We start from the raw sequence: 16,587 nt of genomic DNA, 5'->3' as shown, positions 1-16,587 counted from the left end.
TTTTCGTGTAGAAAATATGGAACAGTTAATCGAAATGTTTCACCGGGTAAGAGGAGCCATTTTAAGTAAGTTGGTCCAAGAGGATCTGAAGCTAAACCGCAAAGTAGAGGTGGGTAAACTGGATTTTGGAAAGCAAATGGATACTCTGGGAAGGAATGCTAAATGTCATTTCTGTGGTGGCACCATGAAAACACTGCTCCCCAACTGCATTCGGTTTATTCAGATAATTTTGTGCTGGGTGGCTTGTTATTAGACCCTGATCACATAGGTGCGGTAGCCAAACTACTGAATGAAGAGGATTTCTAAGGTGGTCATTCGCACAAGTGGAGGGCTTGGCCCCCACTTGTGCACTTTCAAGCCGGTTAGAGGCAGTAGCCCCCATCAACCTTCAGGTGTGCATTTCGCATACCGACTGAGTGATCTGTGGCCAGATAGTGGATTGCTGGCACTATGTCATCTACCTCAAGTGCCCGGCCCAGTGGCGTTACCATCATACTCTCTGCGAGACTTTGAATGTCTGATTGGCTCATGCCGGCTTTTTCCTGGATTTCGGTCAGGGTGATTCCGGGGCGTACGCTATTTATACGAATTCCCCTCACCGCTAACTCCGCATTCAGGACCTGGGCATAACCTTCAATGGCAGACTTACTCGCGCTATAAGCGGAAGTTCCCGAAAAGGTTTTCTCTACGGCAATACTTGAAAGCAAAACCACGCTGGAGGGGTTATTCATCACCGGTAGTAATTTTTGCAGTGTGAAAAAAGGTCCCTTCACATTGATATCAAAAGTGTGATCGAAGAGGGCTTCATCGGTTTCCTCAAATATCCCAGGCTTGAAAATACCGGCATTCAAGATAAGGGCATCCAGTTTAACCTCATCGTTTTGTAATTTGTTTCCCAGTTGCTCAATTTGATCGAGTTGTCCGCTATCACATAGGTGGCAGGTCAGCTGGCCGCTACTCCCAAAGAGGCCCGCGATATCCTCGGCTGTTTGTTCCAGTTTTTCAGCGTTTCGGCCCGTGATGATGACTTGCCAGCCCTCGGTTAAAAAGTGCTTAGCTGTTGCGAGTCCAATACCGGCAGTGCCACCAGTGATTGCGATGGTTTTTGTTCTCTGCTGGTGTCCCATAGATCCTCTCTTGCGATTGTAATGGTGCAATGAATGGCAGTTGCCAAGATTAGGCTTAGGAGGATATGTTGTTATACTGGTATCAATAAGGCACCATTAGGGCAACACTTTGATTCTAATTTGGAAGCAGTGAGGCAGAATGCAGCATCTACATCAATACTTGGGACATTTGTACGTCTTCCGGTTGGTCATTGAGCAAGGCAGTTTTCAGGGGGCTGCTAATCAGCTGGGCTTACCTCGCTCATCAGTCAGCAAGAAGCTGGCACAGCTGGAGGGGTTTGTTGATCAGCGTCTATTGCACAGAAGTACGCGGCAATTGCGCCTTACGGATGCCGGTGCTGCTTTGTTGGAAGCAACGGAGACAATGGCTCAGCTAATGAGCAATACCGAACACCTGATCCTCTCCCACCAGGATGAAGCTGTTGGTAGAGTTAAGATAAGTTGCTCTACCTTAATGGGGCAGCGGTACTTATTGCCATCCATACCATTACTAAAGCAACGCTACCCAAAAATTACTTTTCAAGTGAACTTAAGCGATAGGGTTGTGAACTTACTGGATGAAGGCGTTGATATTGCCATTCGCACTGGGCACTTGCCGGACTCTTCATTGGTAGCGCGCCGAATAGGTGAAAAGCGTTGGGGGTGGTTTGCCAGCCCGGATTATTTGGCGAGTAGGGGGGAACCTAATTCTCCAGATGATTTAAGCCAGCATCAATGCTTAGTGTTTAGTAACCAAACAACAACCATTGATCACTGGCACTTTTCTAACGATGGTAGTGAAATAAAGACCATTCCCATTGATCCGGCGATGGTAGTCGATGATGGCCGTACATTGGTTGAATTAGCTACAATGGGTCAAGGTATAGTTATGATTGATCCTCTTCTGGTGCGCCGGGAATTAGCGGAGGGCAAGTTGATGCCTATCTTTCAGCAATGGAGAAGCCCTGAGCTGCAACCGATCCATCTAGTGTGCTTGGGAAGGTCTATAAGAAGTAAAGCGGTAGAGGTAGTTTGGCAGGCATTGGTTGAGGGCTTGCAGAGGGATTTAATTCAGCCTTAAAAGCAAATATGGCAGGGTTTTACGTATCATCTCTTTTGTTCTTTTGAATTTCCTGAAGCTTCTTTCTTTTTAATTCTCTTTTCTCTTGGTAGTAGCGCTTGTCGACATATCTAAGCAGTAGCCATAAGACAAGCGCAGCAACAATGCCAATCAGGTATCCTTTCCCGTACATACTATGTGCGACCCGCTGCTGGCCAGATTGATACTCTGTTCAACCAATCTGGTCTTTTTAGAAACCTGGTTATTAGTAGGCAAAATAGGGCAGGTAGGAACTCCAGTCGGTCCATACGAGCTGCTGGACAGTTCTATTCACACCATTGGTTTGCATGTAAAAGTTCCATTGGCCCGTTTCCTTAACACCTATTACATTTTTATTTTGCAGATTAATGGCCGCAAAGTTTGATTGAATCAAAATATAACGATTCGGGTCCAGGCCACCAACTTTAGAGGCATCGATTAGCTGAGTGACGTCTGTTCGTAAGTAGCTTCTCTGCGTGCTGGCAAATACACTGAGAGGCGTATTATTGATAATAGTTTGATTTACCTGGTTGTAACTATTAAAGGGATGGGGCTGCAAGTGTCCCATAGAGAGCTGACCACCACCCCAGTCAAGAATGATTAAGCTACAGCCAGTTTGACGCTCGGTTACCCAAAAATCCGCATTTGCCGTATTGGGCCGTAATAGTGCGGTATACCGATTCACAGAACTGTGCCCTCGCGTTGGGGTTGTGAGAGCCTGAATATAGATTCTACTGTCGTTATTTGGTGCACCTGGGCCGATATTGATACTTCCCAAGTTGAGTGAGAATGGGACTCGAGCCAGCTGCGTTTGATGTCCAGGTTGGAGGCCGACTTGCAACCGATAATTTTGTAGTGCAGTTTGCGGGTCAGCTTTCAGTTCTCTCAATGCATTACGAGAATTTAGTTGATCTTGCAGCGGCATAGCTTTGAACTCCATTTTATTTATGCTTGGCATAATACCGCATATTTTTGGCTGTTTTCACAGTATTTTTCTTTTCAAATTTACTCGACTTGTATTTGGCTGGTAGAGAGTTTCTATCGAATTAATTTGTACTGAGGTGCAGGTTAAATTTTGCCATGAGTTGAATGATTTTGACTCAAGAAATCTTTGTCTTGATAATGTTCGAATTGATTCAGGTTATGTTAAAGGGATTTTTTGTGGTCGGAACGGTTGTTAAGCGAGCTATCACCTTATTTTTTGTCCTATTTATTTTGGGGGTAGCAGGTATAACCTACCTGCTAAGTGGTAGTAAGGTTATTAAAACTACAGGACAAGTCTTTCAAGGAATTAAGATTCCTATTGGTGATGCGGCTATTAGATGGCGCGCCGACTTGAGTAAAATTGCTGAAAACCCACTTCTAGAAAGGATGCAGGGGCCGGTGATCATTCAAAGCACAGATGGTTATATTTCACGGTGGTTCTGTGACGATAAAGTTAAAGAGCAGAGGTCCATTTCTAAGGAAATTGTATTGGAGTGTGGGGGCGATCAAAGAACTTATTCTTTGAGGGATGGTGAAGTTGAGTTTGTCCCCTATGATGAGGTAAGCCCTATTGCTGTGGTCAGTGACTTGGAAGGAGATCTAGACTTCTTTAAAAATTGGGCGAGAAACCTGGGTATTATTGATGCCGATGAAAAATGGACTTATGGCTCAGGCCAATTAGTGATTGTAGGTGATGTCTTTGACCGGGGGCGATATGTTTATGATTTGCTCTGGTTTATCTATCATCTTGAGGAGCAAGCGGCCAATAGTGGTGGAGCTGTACATTTTCTACTAGGAAATCATGAACAGTATGCATTTACTTATAGAATTAAATCTGTAGAGGCTGAACACTTATGGGCTATAGAGCAGTTGAGGCCATATGATCAAGCTTTGGCAGAAGATACAGTTTTAGGAGCTTGGCTAAGGAGTAAAGATGTAATGCTGAAGCTTGGATCAGTACTTTTTACCCATGGAGGTATAAGCCCTCAGTTGCTCAAGCAGGGGCTGAGCACCAGCGAATTTAATGGTGCCCATAGAGCCTATTTAACAGGGGCCAAGATAGATAATAGCCTGTTAGTTGGGCCTCACTCTCCAACGCAATATCGTGGCTATGCCTATGCGATGGATCAATATCCGGAGGCCGATCAGCAGTTAGTTAATGCCACTATGGAGCACTTTGACGTAAGCTATATTGTGGTAGGTCATAGCCATCAGGAAGAATTGGCTTCCAAGTTCCAGGGTAAAGTGTACTTGGTGGATAGCACTTTGTATGTACCAAAAGCATTGGTCTTTGAGTCGGGCAAACCAGTAATTCGTAATACTGGCGTAGTGCGTAAAAGTTTTATTGACAAAGATACAAAGGAAGAGCCATTTGATGTTCTAAATACTGTACATTGGATGGCTTTTTTGGGGATATTTTTGTAAGTATGTCTGTATAAAAGCGAGCATATGAGGTCGTTGTTGGGAGCTGAAATAGAGTGTTTAGGCCGACTTATTGGTATTGGCATGTTTCAACTCCATTACTCGAATTACCTCTCTAATCATAATTTTTATTGTTTGATGTATCGCTTACAATTTACAAAATGATAAAGCCAAATATGCATGTGCATTAGTAGGTAGTGTTAAAATGCGGTATATATTCAATATGATACGAGCTGGGTGATTGTGTGGAACAGGGAATTAGAAAGCTGGTTGATAATTATGAGAGCAAAGAGGGGCGATTTTTTTCCATATTTATTCAGTGTCTGATAGTTGTATCGCTAATTTCTTTTTCTGTGGGTACTATCCCTGATTTAACACCAGAACAGAGAGCTGTATTGGATCACTTCGAGTTGTTCTCAGTGATTGTGTTTACTTTGGAATATATATGTCGCGTGTACGCGGCGAAAAATAGATTAGGCTTTATCTTCAGTTTTTATGGTTTGATTGATCTTATGGCGTTCTTGCCATTTTATATAGCCTCAGGAATGGATTTAAGGGCGCTTAGAATTGTTCGCTTATTTCAAGTGTTTAGGGTTTTAAAGCTATTGCGCTACAGTAAGGCAGTTGCTCGATTTAGCCGTGCATTTAGTATGGTTAAAGAGGAACTGGTATTGTTTGGAGTAACAGCTCTGATCTTGCTTTATTTGTCATCTGTAGGTATCTATTATTTTGAGAGCGCTGCTCAGCCGGAACAATTTAAATCTATCTTTCACAGTTTGTGGTGGGCAGTTACAACCTTAACCACTGTGGGTTATGGTGACATGTATCCAGTTACTCTCGGTGGGAGAATATTTACTTTCTTTGTGCTTTTGATTGGTTTGGGGGTGGTTGCAATTCCGACAGGTCTTGTCGCTTCTGCCTTATCTAAAGCCCGGATTGAGGATGTAGAAAACGATTAGTAACAAGCGCTATTAGGCTATGGCCTCTTGGTCTGTGAGGCCATCCCAGGGTATTCAATTGAACTCAATCGCTTTACTATTGATAAAGAGCTGGGTATCAACGGGTGTAGCACTGGAAACGGTTTGAAGTGACATACAGGCCTGCCGGCAACAATGCATAAATTTTACAAGTTTTTCTTCTGGCTCATCACTTTCAACAATCAAATGTATTTCCACTCTATCCCCCTTGCCAAAGACTTCTTCCGGTTTGATACCCCCAAAATTCAAAGTGGTTGAGAACTCAGTTTTTTGCTCTAGCCTTACACTTTTTAATTTGATCCCGCCAAGTTTAGCCAGCATTTCGATGTGAGACATCATGCAAAGGGCTAGCCCTGCAGAGAAGTACATAATTGGAGATGGAGCGCTGCCTCTACCGCCGACGGCTGTGCCTTCATCACAGATAAGCTCCCATGTTCCACCATTAGGAACGTTGGAAAATATGGTGGCTTTTTTTAGGTGATGCCCCTCAGGCATTTGTTCGACATTAATATGAGCGTGAAACTTCAGCAGCTCGCCTTGTTTCACCTTATCGAGATGAGGGGGAGGGAAGGTTACTTGGTGTGCATCCTCGTCCAACTTGCGAACGATGGTAGAACTCGACATTTTCCATTGAATTGGGTCCATTTCGAGGCTCCTCTGTTTTTTTGTCTCGACTGGAGGGTCGAGTAGAGTTGACTTGTGCACCCCTGCGGAGTTGGGTGGCAACAGCTTTAACAAAGGAGGTTAGGGTGAGAAGGGCTATATCCCCACTTGTGCCTTAAGAGTACTGGCTCTTTAGTCCAGTAGGGGGAGCGCGGTAAAGAGCGCGAGTTCATGCGCGTAGGCCAGTGCATCATTCTTGGAGTGGAAGGCCTGCGCCTGGATACTATTGCTACCGTTACTTTGGCGGGGGACCAATATTACCTGCCAGCTGGAGTGGCTACTTTTACGGTCTGTGGTATGGGGTGAGTAGGAGACAACCTTAACCCCCTTGAACGCCGCTAGCGATTGCCTCTCGGTCCAGCTATGCCAGAGGGCTTGTCTCTTGGAAACATAGCTTTTTGATTCTCCATCGATGTAATGTGTTGCCCGAAATGAGAATGTGATTACTGCGAGAAGAGTGCAGAGAGCGGTGGCCAGCCAGGAGATGGTGGAGCCCCCATCGAGAGCAAAACTTAGGCTGACAAGTAGCCAGGTTAGAGTAAACCCACCAAAGATATAGATTGGTACTTTGTTGGACTGCAGTTCCATATGTGCTGCTTTCCTATTTCCCATAAATGTAAAATTAGGTGCCAGATTTCAACCTCAGTTAGTAGGCCGCTTATTTTTATTTAGCTGATTGAAGGAAGCATACGACAGCTATCTGTTACGGCAGGGCAAAAGTACTCTTTTTGTAGGGTCTTTATCAAGTGAATAGCGTAATTTGTAGGGAGATCAAGCTGTGGCGGTTATCTTTTCGGCAGGAAAGAGGCCCGCTATGGGCCTCTCCAGGGGGAGATCTAAGAGGAGCGTGCTTTAAGGGGCTCGCGCAGCTGTTCGGCCATGCCTAACAGCAGGGACTCAGTAGTTTCCCAATCAATACATTTATCGGTTACCGAAACGCCATACTCCATATCGCTCAGGTTTGGCAGAATTTTCTGGTTGCCGGCTTTCAGGTTACTTTCCACCATAATGCCAATAATCGACTGATTGCCATCGAGGATTTGGTGAGTCACATTGTCGACCACCAGGGGCTGTAATTCGTGGTTTTTATTGGAGTTGGCATGACTGCAGTCGACCATAATGTTTGGCACGATATTGGACTTACGCAGCTCCTGCTCGCACATTGCAACACTCACTGAGTCGTAATTTGGCTTGTCATTGCCCCCGCGAAGTACAACGTGACCGTATGGGTTTCCTGCGGTGTGGATAATCGCAACTTGACCGTGCTTATTGATGCCGAGGAAACGATGGGGGTTGGCGACTGATTGCAGGGCATTGATAGCCACCTCCAGGCCACCATCGGTACCATTCTTGAAGCCCACGGCAGAGGATAGGCCGCTGGCCATTTCCCGGTGAGTCTGTGACTCTGTGGTTCGCGCGCCAATGGCAGACCATGAAATTAGGTCCTGCAGGTACTGAGGGGAGATTGGGTCTAGTGCTTCTGTTGCAGTAGGCAGTCCTAGCTCGGCAACATCCAATAGCAGCTTGCGGCCAATATGCAGCCCCTCCTCAATCTTGAAGGAGTCGTTCAAGTGAGGGTCGTTGATCAAGCCCTTCCAGCCAACAGTGGTGCGGGGCTTCTCAAAATAGACGCGCATTACAATTAGCAGGGTATCGGAAACCTTGCCCGCTATCGCCTTCAAGCGCTTGGCATAATCCATTGCGGCGTTCACATCGTGAACGGAGCATGGCCCGATTACCACCATCAGGCGGTGGTCTTTGCGATCTAGGATGTCGCGCACGGCGGCGCGTCCTCCAGCGACAGTCGCCTCGGCGGCATCGCTAATGGGGAGTTCTGCTTTCAGCGTCTCCGGGCTGATCAGTACTTCCTGGGAGACAACATTTAAGTCGTCGAACTGCTGTGTGGTCATGGCGTCTTCTGGTTTCTCTATTCCTTAGTGCCGCGCTGCACCTGCAGGCGGAGTACCTATCCTACTTTGCCATCAAGAATAGGGCGAGGGTTTCATTTGCAACCAAATAATTGGACTTGGTTTGGGATGTTCATTTGTATTCACCCTTTAACAGTTTGGCACTTTCAAAGCGGTTGAGGTGGCTCTGCTGGGGCGGGCTGAGTGATGCGGGGTGCTACTTATCCATCGGTGAGTAGGTCTTCTGGCGTGTTTAGAGAGGCTTGATGTTACGAAAGAAATACGGATAACTGACACTGCAATGGCCTGCTGCCATGATATAGAGATCCCTTTAGACAGGGAATCCTTTCCAGGCGCTATTGGAACAATATATGAGTACGCTCAAAGTTCCGCAAAAGAAATTGTTGGAACAAGATTCCTGATCAATAATTTTTGTCAGTCACCAGCGGGGGTGGTAAACGGGGGGGCTCTATCCAATGAAGGAGTTTGGTTTAACTGATGCGGGGCTTTTATTTCAACATAGCGAAGGCTATCTCCTAACACTAGGGATCATGGTATTCAATTAATTGTGACATGTGCAAGGGGAGATGTCAGTTTAGACTAAATAATTGTATTTGATGAAGGCTTGTTTAATACGGATATTTCATTGTGAGGTGACTATTTAGAGCAGATGAAGTTATGGCGAGCTACATAGCTGTGTTTTTTGAGTAAAAAGTAAGAGCTCATGTACAGTGCTTTCTTATGGATTGTTTATGATAAAGGCTTGTACTAAAAAAGGTCGTTTTACGTAACGATTTCTGAGTTACCACAACGGTAAGATATACGGTGGATTGAATTTTTGTGTGGACTGGCCTTTTGGATTTACCTGTTAAAAATTAGTGCGGATTTTTTTGCGTATCTATACAGAATATAATAAGCAGGGTATTCGAGGCTATGGTGTTCTGAGGAAGCATGCTTCCGTCTAGGCTTAAGCACAACCGATAGTAGTTTAGATGAGCATTCCCATACTGAATTACACGTAGATCCTAGCCATTTGTTTGATATCTTAAAGTGAGCTTCATATTCATTAATATCAAGAATCGGTCGCGGGAGGAGGGTCGTGTCGTTGAGTCGATACAGCTGTGAACAGTGTCATGACTACGGGTAATGCAAGAGAGAGGAACCCCCAAATTTTATATCCAATAGTGCCAAGAATTACACCAGTTATAAACCCCATAATTACCCCCAAATAGTACTTAGCTCTACGAGAAGCCTTAGGATAGGGCGGAGCGTTCGTGCTTTTGTCAACACGATAGTTATCCAGCATTTCGAAAGCAGCAGCGAAAAGATTAGTAGAGTTTCCTGTCATAAAGTGTGTAGGCGCCTTCTTATTAAGTACCCTGAAGAATATTGTACTGTGAAGAGACATGGTTGCAATTGCAAAAAAAGAGATGATGAAGGTATTTGCAGCATAGGGAGATGAAAGTTTTCCTATATAGCTGCCACTGACAAAAAATAGTAGCATTAGTCCACTCTCTAAAAATAGCATGATAGTTGCTGGGTTTCTCTTTTGTAAATGTAATCTTCTGATGAAATAAATCCAAAATATTTGAAGAAGGATAAAGGCGAAGAGGATAAAAGTTTTTGTGATGTAGTTTGGATTGTTGCTTGCAAAATCGGTGATGGCGAGAACAATTGTGCCGGTAATAAAAGTTGTAAAGCTTCCGAATAAACCCAAAATGCATACAGCTTCAGAAAAGCCGGCAACTAATGCCAGGGTGTACTCTATATTTGTCTCTTTATTGGACCTTTGATTCATGGCGTATAATCTACCCTATACTGTGATAGCTTATCTAATTGACTATTTGGTATTTAGATGATGATGAATGATAGTTTATCTTGATTTTGGATAATAAACGTTACTGGAAAGAGAGCCTCAGTTATCAGAGATATAATCCAAAGTATTACCATTCGGTAGTGGTCTTGAATTCGCTTGCCATGAAACGATTGCGGAAGGTTTGAAAGCTGACGTTTAATTTATCCGCTCACTCATTTAGACAGGGTGGTTAATGCAAATGCTAGCGGCCTCATTCAACCATATTTCCCATAGAGTACTGGCTTTAACGATGTAACAGGTGAGCAGGTTAGATTTGTGACGGGTTGCTTGGATAGTAGACCAAGAATGAGTCGAGCTGGGCAGTCACCGAAAGGGTTCTTTGTGGGGCTGCAAGTGATTTGCTTGTAATATTAAGAATTGCAGCTATTACTTGAGGTCAATTTATAGCCCCTAAATCACTAGATTAGCGCTGGTAACTTTGTCTATTCGCTTGTTTATTGATGAGTTTTCTCAAATTTCAACAGATTAAAGTTATCTACTTAATCGAGCAATTGCCGAGCAGTTGCTCATGAGCGATGTTAATTTTATAGATTTCTGTGATATAGCAAGCGAATATTGAAGGGCAGTCGCATAGTTTGGTTATGTTTGCTGAATTGGAGCACATGGTCTCATATTCACATCCAGGCCAGATCCTTTGCTTGAAAAATCACTTTAAGATCAAAGAATAAATCAAAGAACTGGTTCACGGCATTTGTTTTTATATCTCTCTAAAATTTCTGGTTAATTTCAGCTCTTTAAATGACTACTAATGTTTATAAATGCTAATGAAAATCTTCAATCAAAAAAAATATTGAAGGCTCCGCTTTTAATACTATTGAGTGCACTACTTTTTGGCTGTGGGGGAGGTAGTAGTAACGATGAGACGACACCGCAAGAGAACACTGGCGGTGATAACTCGGGCGGTGGAAATTCGGGTGGGGGAGTGGTAGATACCCCGGATGAAGGTGATGATTCTAACACTTTACCCATTGCCAATGATCAGTTGGTACAGATGGCCGCACACGGCCGACTTGCAAAATCTATATTTCTTGCTGCGTATGATGAAGATCTGGATTCTCTAGAATATTCTATTCAGTCGGAGCCGGCGCATGGCACTTTAACAGGAAGTGGGCGTCGCTGGGAGTACCTCCCTGCAACAGACTTTACGGGTACTGATAGCTTCTCATATCTAGCGTCAGATAGTAGTGGTGCTAGTAATATTGCGACAGTTACTATTGAAGTTGCGGCAAATGATTGTGCCAGCGATTTCCTGGATGGACCAGCTGACAGCCTTCTGGTGCATGTTCCGTCTCACTTGGAATTCCGTGATGTAGCGGGTGGAAATTCTGTGATTGTTGAGGGCACTGCGCTAACAGAAAGTGCATCTTCGGATCCAGATGTAGAAGGGCGCACAATGTTTGTCAGTCGCAACGACTTTAATAATGCAGACATGACGGTGGCTCTTCCTGAGAAAGATGGCCTCGCGCATTTTAGCTTGTCTTTTAAGTTCATCCCGGATAGTACTGAAGGCGATGAAGTGATGGTGAGATCAATTGCTGATCCTAATGGTGATAATAACTCCGGCAGCTTTTATATAGGCATCAGTGATGATGTTGTTGTAGGGCAATTGGGTGGCCAAGACAGCCAGCAGTTTTCTAACGCAGAAAGTACTTTAAAAACCCGTAGCTGTAATCATGTCGCAGTTACGGTGGACAATGGCACGTTAACCGTGTACGTAAACGGTGAAGCTTCTTCTTCGATATCTGTTGATGGTGATAGCTATCCTTACTTGGGCGACATGCTGCAATTTGGGCCCTTTGCGGGAAAAATCTGGGATGCGCGACTCTATGAGCGTGTGCTGACATACGATGAAGTCATGGACCTGGGTGGCAGTAAGTGCAATGAATCCATGATTGCTACCAGCCCCTATGATGGTTACAACAACTATCTTTGTTCAACGTACCAGTGCCAATGGTGGTCGGATGATACCGACAAAACCATGGCTAATTTTGAGCATTATATTGTGGCTCAAGAGCGGGTATGGGAAAGGAATATCTTTGAAGCCGGCATGTATGGAAAAGGCGAGCTTTGCACTTACTTCAGTGATGAAGGTTCCACCCGTGATTTAGAACTCAATGACTCAATTAGTAATACGTTCGTTAAGAATTACACCCTGGAGGATAATCCGCTTACGCAGTCTAATGCCCAGCACTGGATGCATGAGAACTTCCACTCCTATCAGGGTAAGCTAAACAGGGTCACAGGTGAGTCCAGTGGTAAGTACACCCTGGAATCCTCCGCAAGCTGGGGCGCGGATCACAATATCCCGGGCGTTAAAGACAGCTTGCTGGGTTACTACACCCTCCACCCACATATTACCCTTTGGGCGATTCAAGACTCTCCCGTCGATCACCAATATGGTTATGACTTTAAAGGTGGGCATCAATACGGCGCTTATATTTTCTGGTCTTGGCTGACTAATTATGCTGTGAGTAAGGACCTGATGGGGGGGGTATTCCGTGACTCCAGGGATGGGCTTAACGACCTGGAAGCAGCCGATGCTTATCTAACAGCCCAAGGGCACGATATGAAGGCCCTGTTTGCAGATTTTGCCGCACAAGTCACGACCTGGGATATGGTTGAGAGTGAGGCCTACCAGGTATCGGAGGCAGCCTCTTTGAGTCGGATGTTGAGTGAGCACCCTGATGCCAGCACCCACGATAATAAGTACACTCAAACATTTGATCAGGAGGGGACAGGTAACAGCTGGACTGATATGGATACCGGTTTTGTACCAGGCTCTTGGGCTTTTAATGCCTTTAAGGTAGAAGGTATTACTGAAGACAGTAACTACACCATTGCGGTTAGGGTTGATGCTGAAAATAACCCAGCTCATGCGGACTTCCGTGGTCGTGCAGTGGTTTACAACCCATCTACCGGCTCTCGTAGCTATTATCCATTTGATATTGATAGCTCCGGGGAAGATTCAAGTACCGTAGTACCGGTACCTGCCAATCATGAACTCTATGCTCTCGTAGTCACAACTCCTGACACCTTCAGGGATTTTGAGTTTTATGATTATGATTTTGCTATCTATCCATCTGGTGGCGACGTAAATACCGATCCAGTGGGTGATACTTCAGATGAGGATGTTGTAAAAGTTGTGGTTATGGCAGGCCAGTCCAATATGGAAGGCAACAACACCCGGTTAGATCGCTTGCAAGAGCTGATTTGCCATGCCAATGCAGATTACACCTACGGCGATGTCGACTGTGGTTCTACGGCGATTAGTGATGACCAGATAACAGAGCAGTTTATCAATAATAGTGATTCGCTAGCCGATTATAACCAGAGACTTAGCGATGATAACGAAGATCCTGTGGTGCAGAAGCTCGGGCAATTCCTCTGCCGTGCAGGCAGTCTCGACTCTCATACAGGTGAAACCTGTGATAGCCGTAACTTTGATCTGACTGACCGACTCTTTGCCACCATTAGTAGATATTACTTCTCCTCTAGCGAAGGCTCCTATGGGTACAACTACGATGCCTGGATGCAAATGAGTACTGCTATGGAGGTAGCTGAGATTTATGCTGATGGCCACCTGGACGCAGCTCTTGAAGGTACACGAGACGATATTACTGTACTGCAGTATCAGGGTTCATTGAATGATACCGGTTCTCTCTCCTTCTCTGAGCGCCATGGTGAATTGTTCCCCAATTATGGCGTGTCTACTAACCGCTATGGACCAGAGCTCACTTTAGGGCACTACCTCGGTGAAGAGACTGAGAACGATCTGTTACTTTTAAAAGTGGTTCAGGGTGGTACTGACCTGAGAGTAGACTGGAAGGTCCCTGGCTGCCATGACTCCGCCGCTAATGAGTGGACCCAAGATGAGGAAAATCAGGAGTCTCTTTACACTGCGATGTTGGAGAAGATTGAGGCCTTGCGCGACCCTGAAGTCTTGGCTGGTTACTTTCCGCAGTATGAAAATAAGTCGATTGAAATCGATAGTTTTATCTGGTTCCAGGGTTGGAATGATGGAGGGCAAAGTGTAAATGAAAACAACTATGAGGCGAATTTGACCTGTCTGGTGAATGGCCTACGGGAAGCGCTAAATGATTATGACTTGCCCATTGTTATTGCTAAAAGCCACTATGGTGATGCCAGTGGAGCTATCCAGTCTGCCCAACAGTCTGTTGCAGACAACCTCTATAATGTTGAGGCTCATGAAACAGATGATCTCTCAGGTTATTACCATTTTGATCCAGCGGCGCATTTAGGGATAGGTAAACGCATGAAGGAAGAGAGAGACAACTTGCGCTGATTAAAAATCATACTCGATAGCAAGTGCGTAGATAAGGCCTCCCTGCTGAAAGTCTTATCTACGCTCACCTAGCCCACAAAGCCAAAAAACAAGTATTATCCCTTCCGTTTATCTTGTCAGATTTTTCAAACCATACTGTATCTCGCTCAAATAGCGTGATATCAATAGCACTATACTCAAGTAGTTTGCCCCATCAAAAGGTGCGTACTTTGGCGTTTGAGATAGGCGTTACATTGATTACCTGTGTCTTCAAAATTACTTTTGCTGAAAAAAAATATGTGAAGGGAATATTGATATCGGAAGAGGTGTAGCCTTTGGGTTTTAAGTTTAGTTACTCTAAGGTGAGTATCGATAGTAGTGCGTATCATAAGGGACCGCCACGATTCTAAGTAGCGGATTAATTCTAATAGATAGAAGTTTAGTAACATGAAAACCTTGCCAAAACATATAGGTATAGTTGGATGCTCCGTAGAAGGGGCCGTCCTTTGCTACAGAACAATATGTACTGAAAGCCCCAAAATTTTGGGGGAGTATGCGCACCCGGAAATCTCCATGCATACTCACTCTTTGGCAGACTATGTGGATCGATTGAATAACAGCGATTTGTTGGGTGTTGGTGACCTAATGCTTTCTTCAGCTAAAAAGCTCAAAGCGCAGGGTGCTGATTTCTTAATTTGTCCAGATAATACCATTCATCAGGCGTTTGAGTATGTAAAAGAATTATCACCGCTACCTTGGCTCCATATTGCTGAAGTTGTAGCAGAGAGTGCGAAATCTCGCGGTTATCAAAAGCTTGGTATTTTAGGCACCAAATGGCTGGTGGAAAGTGATGTTTACCCAAAGAAAATTGAAGGGCAGAATCTTGGTTGGCTGCGACCTATAAATGAGCAGGTACACAATATAGACCGCTTAATTATGGAAGAATTGGTCTGTGGTGTCTCGACGCCAGATTCAGTAACTTACTTTCAAGAGGTAATTCAAAGTTTGAAGGCTAATGGTTGTGATGCCGTTATACTTGGGTGTACAGAAATACCACTAATAATTAGTGACTCCAACTCCCCTCTGCCTACCTTGAACTCCAATCATTTATTGGCGGAGGCAGCAATTAGGTTGGCTGTTGGATGTGCAGAATATTCCTGGTAAGCGCAATAGTGGGTGCTCGATCGGCAATTATCATATATAAAGCGAAGCTCTAATGTATGGATTTAGATGGCAGCAAAGCAAAAAACCATTTCACGGATAGGTTAGCATGGCTTTTGCTGCTGCCTGTATGGAAAATACGGCGGAAGTATCATTCTTATCTTAAGCTGTTTTGCCGCGAAGTATTCAGTTTCAGTTGCTATCTTAACACCTGCCTTAACACGCCAAGGTAGTTATCAGCCAGCTCTACATCATCATAGTACCCGCGGGCCTTAAGAAACTTATGGAGTGCCCTTAAGTTATAGGTGGGCACACCCATAAAAGCGTGATGCTCACAATGGTAGCTTAATCCATCGGTGGGGCTGACAAAGAGTAATCCTAAAATTCCCCTTGGAACCGATCGTGTATTATATTTTGGTTCCAGATGATAGAGATCTTTAACCCCGGCATGCTCAGCGATTTGACGCATTCGAATGATGGCCATATAGACTGTAAAGTAGGCTATTACCCATAGGATATACAACTGCGGAAAGCCAGAGGCCCACAACGCCGCAAACATGATACCGTTAACAAACAGGCCCCGTGTCAACTGATAATTAACTCTCTTATTTCTGCTCAACAAATCTCGACCGCTTAAAAAAAGATATAGGTTTGCCTTTAAACCAGTGATTCCCAAAAAATCTCTAATGAATTTTCTCGCTAGACTCCTTTTACTTACAGGATAGTCTTTGTAGTTCTTTAGATCCGGATCTTTATCTGTGCCAGCATTTCGATGATGTTTTAGATGGCTCTTAATATAGGTATCACCATCCATCAATAAAAATGGTGAAGATAACCACTTGGCAACGAATTTATTATAGGCCCGGGTTGCGAAAAGCGTTTTATGACTGGCTTCATGCATGATTGCAGCTAAGGCCTGTTGACGCCCAGCAAGCAAGAATACTGCTGCAATATATACGTACCAATACGGTAATAGTGCTGCAATAACAAAAATACTAACGATGCCAATCCAAGCGCTTGCTACTATCCACCAAGCTCTGGCATCACTACGTTGCAGAAAAGGCTTTAGTTCTTCTTTGCTAATTGGGATATTCATTGAGGAGTACCTTG

General features: G+C 44.5%; 13 protein-coding genes. 6 read left to right on the top strand and 7 right to left on the bottom strand.

The window, feature by feature from the left end; all coding sequences use genetic code 11:
* Positions 1-162: 162 nt before the first annotated feature.
* Entirely contained in the window at positions 163-306 is a 144-nt protein-coding gene (locus tag ACJJI3_RS06845) for a DnaB-like helicase N-terminal domain-containing protein (RefSeq protein ID WP_444905501.1), read from the top strand.
* 56 nt (positions 307-362) lie between these two features.
* On the opposite strand, the gene ACJJI3_RS06840 is transcribed toward ACJJI3_RS06845, so the two are convergent.
* Entirely contained in the window at positions 363-1,127 is a 765-nt protein-coding gene (locus ACJJI3_RS06840; protein WP_444905500.1) for an SDR family NAD(P)-dependent oxidoreductase, read from the bottom strand.
* Between the two features lie 139 nt (positions 1,128-1,266).
* On the opposite strand from ACJJI3_RS06840, the gene ACJJI3_RS06835 reads away from it, so the two are divergent.
* Positions 1,267-2,187: a LysR family transcriptional regulator gene (locus tag ACJJI3_RS06835; protein ID WP_444905499.1), complete on the top strand. Its 921-nt coding sequence runs from the start codon at positions 1,267-1,269 to the stop codon at positions 2,185-2,187.
* Between the two features lie 244 nt (positions 2,188-2,431).
* On the opposite strand, the gene ACJJI3_RS06830 is transcribed toward ACJJI3_RS06835, so the two are convergent.
* A complete protein-coding gene (locus ACJJI3_RS06830) occupies positions 2,432-3,130 on the bottom strand; it encodes a hypothetical protein (RefSeq protein WP_444905498.1) in 699 nt (232 codons plus the stop codon).
* Positions 3,131-3,294: 164 nt separating this feature from the next.
* Between ACJJI3_RS06830 and ACJJI3_RS06825 the strand changes: the two genes are divergently transcribed.
* Together ACJJI3_RS06825 and ACJJI3_RS06820 are read left to right on the top strand one after the other, a co-directional pair.
* Positions 3,295-4,614: a metallophosphoesterase gene (locus tag ACJJI3_RS06825; RefSeq protein WP_444941950.1), complete on the top strand. Its 1,320-nt coding sequence runs from the start codon at positions 3,295-3,297 to the stop codon at positions 4,612-4,614.
* Positions 4,615-4,856: 242 nt separating this feature from the next.
* On the top strand, positions 4,857-5,570 hold the full coding sequence (locus ACJJI3_RS06820) for an ion transporter (protein ID WP_444897547.1): 714 nt from the start codon (positions 4,857-4,859) through the stop codon (positions 5,568-5,570).
* Between the two features lie 54 nt (positions 5,571-5,624).
* Here the strand turns inward: ACJJI3_RS06820 and ACJJI3_RS06815 are convergent, their stop codons facing one another.
* The 4 genes from ACJJI3_RS06815 to ACJJI3_RS06800 all read right to left on the bottom strand — a co-directional run bounded on the left by ACJJI3_RS06815 (position 5,625) and on the right by ACJJI3_RS06800 (position 9,956).
* On the bottom strand, positions 5,625-6,233 hold the full coding sequence (locus tag ACJJI3_RS06815; RefSeq protein WP_444905496.1) for an OsmC-related (seleno)protein: 609 nt from the start codon (positions 6,231-6,233) through the stop codon (positions 5,625-5,627).
* A gap of 150 nt (positions 6,234-6,383) precedes the next feature.
* The gene (locus ACJJI3_RS06810) at positions 6,384-6,839 is read right to left on the bottom strand and encodes a hypothetical protein (RefSeq protein ID WP_444905495.1); all 456 of its coding nucleotides are present in this window, start codon (positions 6,837-6,839) and stop codon (positions 6,384-6,386) included.
* A gap of 248 nt (positions 6,840-7,087) precedes the next feature.
* Positions 7,088-8,161: a 3-deoxy-7-phosphoheptulonate synthase gene (locus ACJJI3_RS06805; RefSeq protein WP_444905494.1), complete on the bottom strand. Its 1,074-nt coding sequence runs from the start codon at positions 8,159-8,161 to the stop codon at positions 7,088-7,090.
* A 1,069-nt stretch (positions 8,162-9,230) separates the two neighbouring features.
* A complete protein-coding gene (locus ACJJI3_RS06800; protein ID WP_444905493.1) occupies positions 9,231-9,956 on the bottom strand; it encodes a YoaK family protein in 726 nt (241 codons plus the stop codon).
* Between the two features lie 892 nt (positions 9,957-10,848).
* Here ACJJI3_RS06800 and ACJJI3_RS06795 point away from each other — a divergent pair.
* The gene (locus tag ACJJI3_RS06795) at positions 10,849-14,337 is read left to right on the top strand and encodes a sialate O-acetylesterase (protein WP_444941949.1); all 3,489 of its coding nucleotides are present in this window, start codon (positions 10,849-10,851) and stop codon (positions 14,335-14,337) included.
* A gap of 426 nt (positions 14,338-14,763) precedes the next feature.
* Positions 14,764-15,480 (top strand): aspartate/glutamate racemase family protein, encoded by a 717-nt coding sequence (locus ACJJI3_RS06790; RefSeq protein WP_444941948.1) that lies wholly within the window; start codon positions 14,764-14,766, stop codon positions 15,478-15,480.
* A gap of 196 nt (positions 15,481-15,676) precedes the next feature.
* Here the strand turns inward: ACJJI3_RS06790 and ACJJI3_RS06785 are convergent, their stop codons facing one another.
* Positions 15,677-16,573, bottom strand: coding sequence for a fatty acid desaturase family protein (locus ACJJI3_RS06785; RefSeq protein WP_444912877.1), 897 nt, complete (start codon positions 16,571-16,573; stop codon positions 15,677-15,679).
* Between the last annotated feature and the right edge of the window lie 14 nt (positions 16,574-16,587).

It is taken from the genome of Microbulbifer maximicatervae (SeqCode) (assembly GCF_052466985.1).
The sequence above is the reverse complement of the archived record's forward strand: the minus strand, read 5'-3'. Positions and strand labels throughout refer to the sequence as shown.

What these genes read in the sequence shown, in the direction of transcription:
- ACJJI3_RS06825 (WP_444941950.1), top strand. Translation starts at nt 3,295, where the DNA reads ATGATTTTGACTCAAGAAATCTTTGTCTTGATAATGTTCGAATTGATT.
- ACJJI3_RS06805 (WP_444905494.1), bottom strand. Translation starts at nt 8,161, where the DNA reads ATGACCACACAGCAGTTCGACGACTTAAATGTTGTCTCCCAGGAAGTA.
- ACJJI3_RS06785 (WP_444912877.1), bottom strand. Translation starts at nt 16,573, where the DNA reads ATGAATATCCCAATTAGCAAAGAAGAACTAAAGCCTTTTCTGCAACGT.
- ACJJI3_RS06815 (WP_444905496.1), bottom strand. Translation starts at nt 6,233, where the DNA reads ATGGACCCAATTCAATGGAAAATGTCGAGTTCTACCATCGTTCGCAAG.
- ACJJI3_RS06840 (WP_444905500.1), bottom strand. Translation starts at nt 1,127, where the DNA reads ATGGGACACCAGCAGAGAACAAAAACCATCGCAATCACTGGTGGCACT.
- ACJJI3_RS06845 (WP_444905501.1), top strand. Translation starts at nt 163, where the DNA reads ATGTCATTTCTGTGGTGGCACCATGAAAACACTGCTCCCCAACTGCAT.
- ACJJI3_RS06830 (WP_444905498.1), bottom strand. Translation starts at nt 3,130, where the DNA reads ATGCCGCTGCAAGATCAACTAAATTCTCGTAATGCATTGAGAGAACTG.
- ACJJI3_RS06835 (WP_444905499.1), top strand. Translation starts at nt 1,267, where the DNA reads ATGCAGCATCTACATCAATACTTGGGACATTTGTACGTCTTCCGGTTG.
- ACJJI3_RS06790 (WP_444941948.1), top strand. Translation starts at nt 14,764, where the DNA reads ATGAAAACCTTGCCAAAACATATAGGTATAGTTGGATGCTCCGTAGAA.
- ACJJI3_RS06810 (WP_444905495.1), bottom strand. Translation starts at nt 6,839, where the DNA reads ATGGAACTGCAGTCCAACAAAGTACCAATCTATATCTTTGGTGGGTTT.
- ACJJI3_RS06800 (WP_444905493.1), bottom strand. Translation starts at nt 9,956, where the DNA reads ATGAATCAAAGGTCCAATAAAGAGACAAATATAGAGTACACCCTGGCA.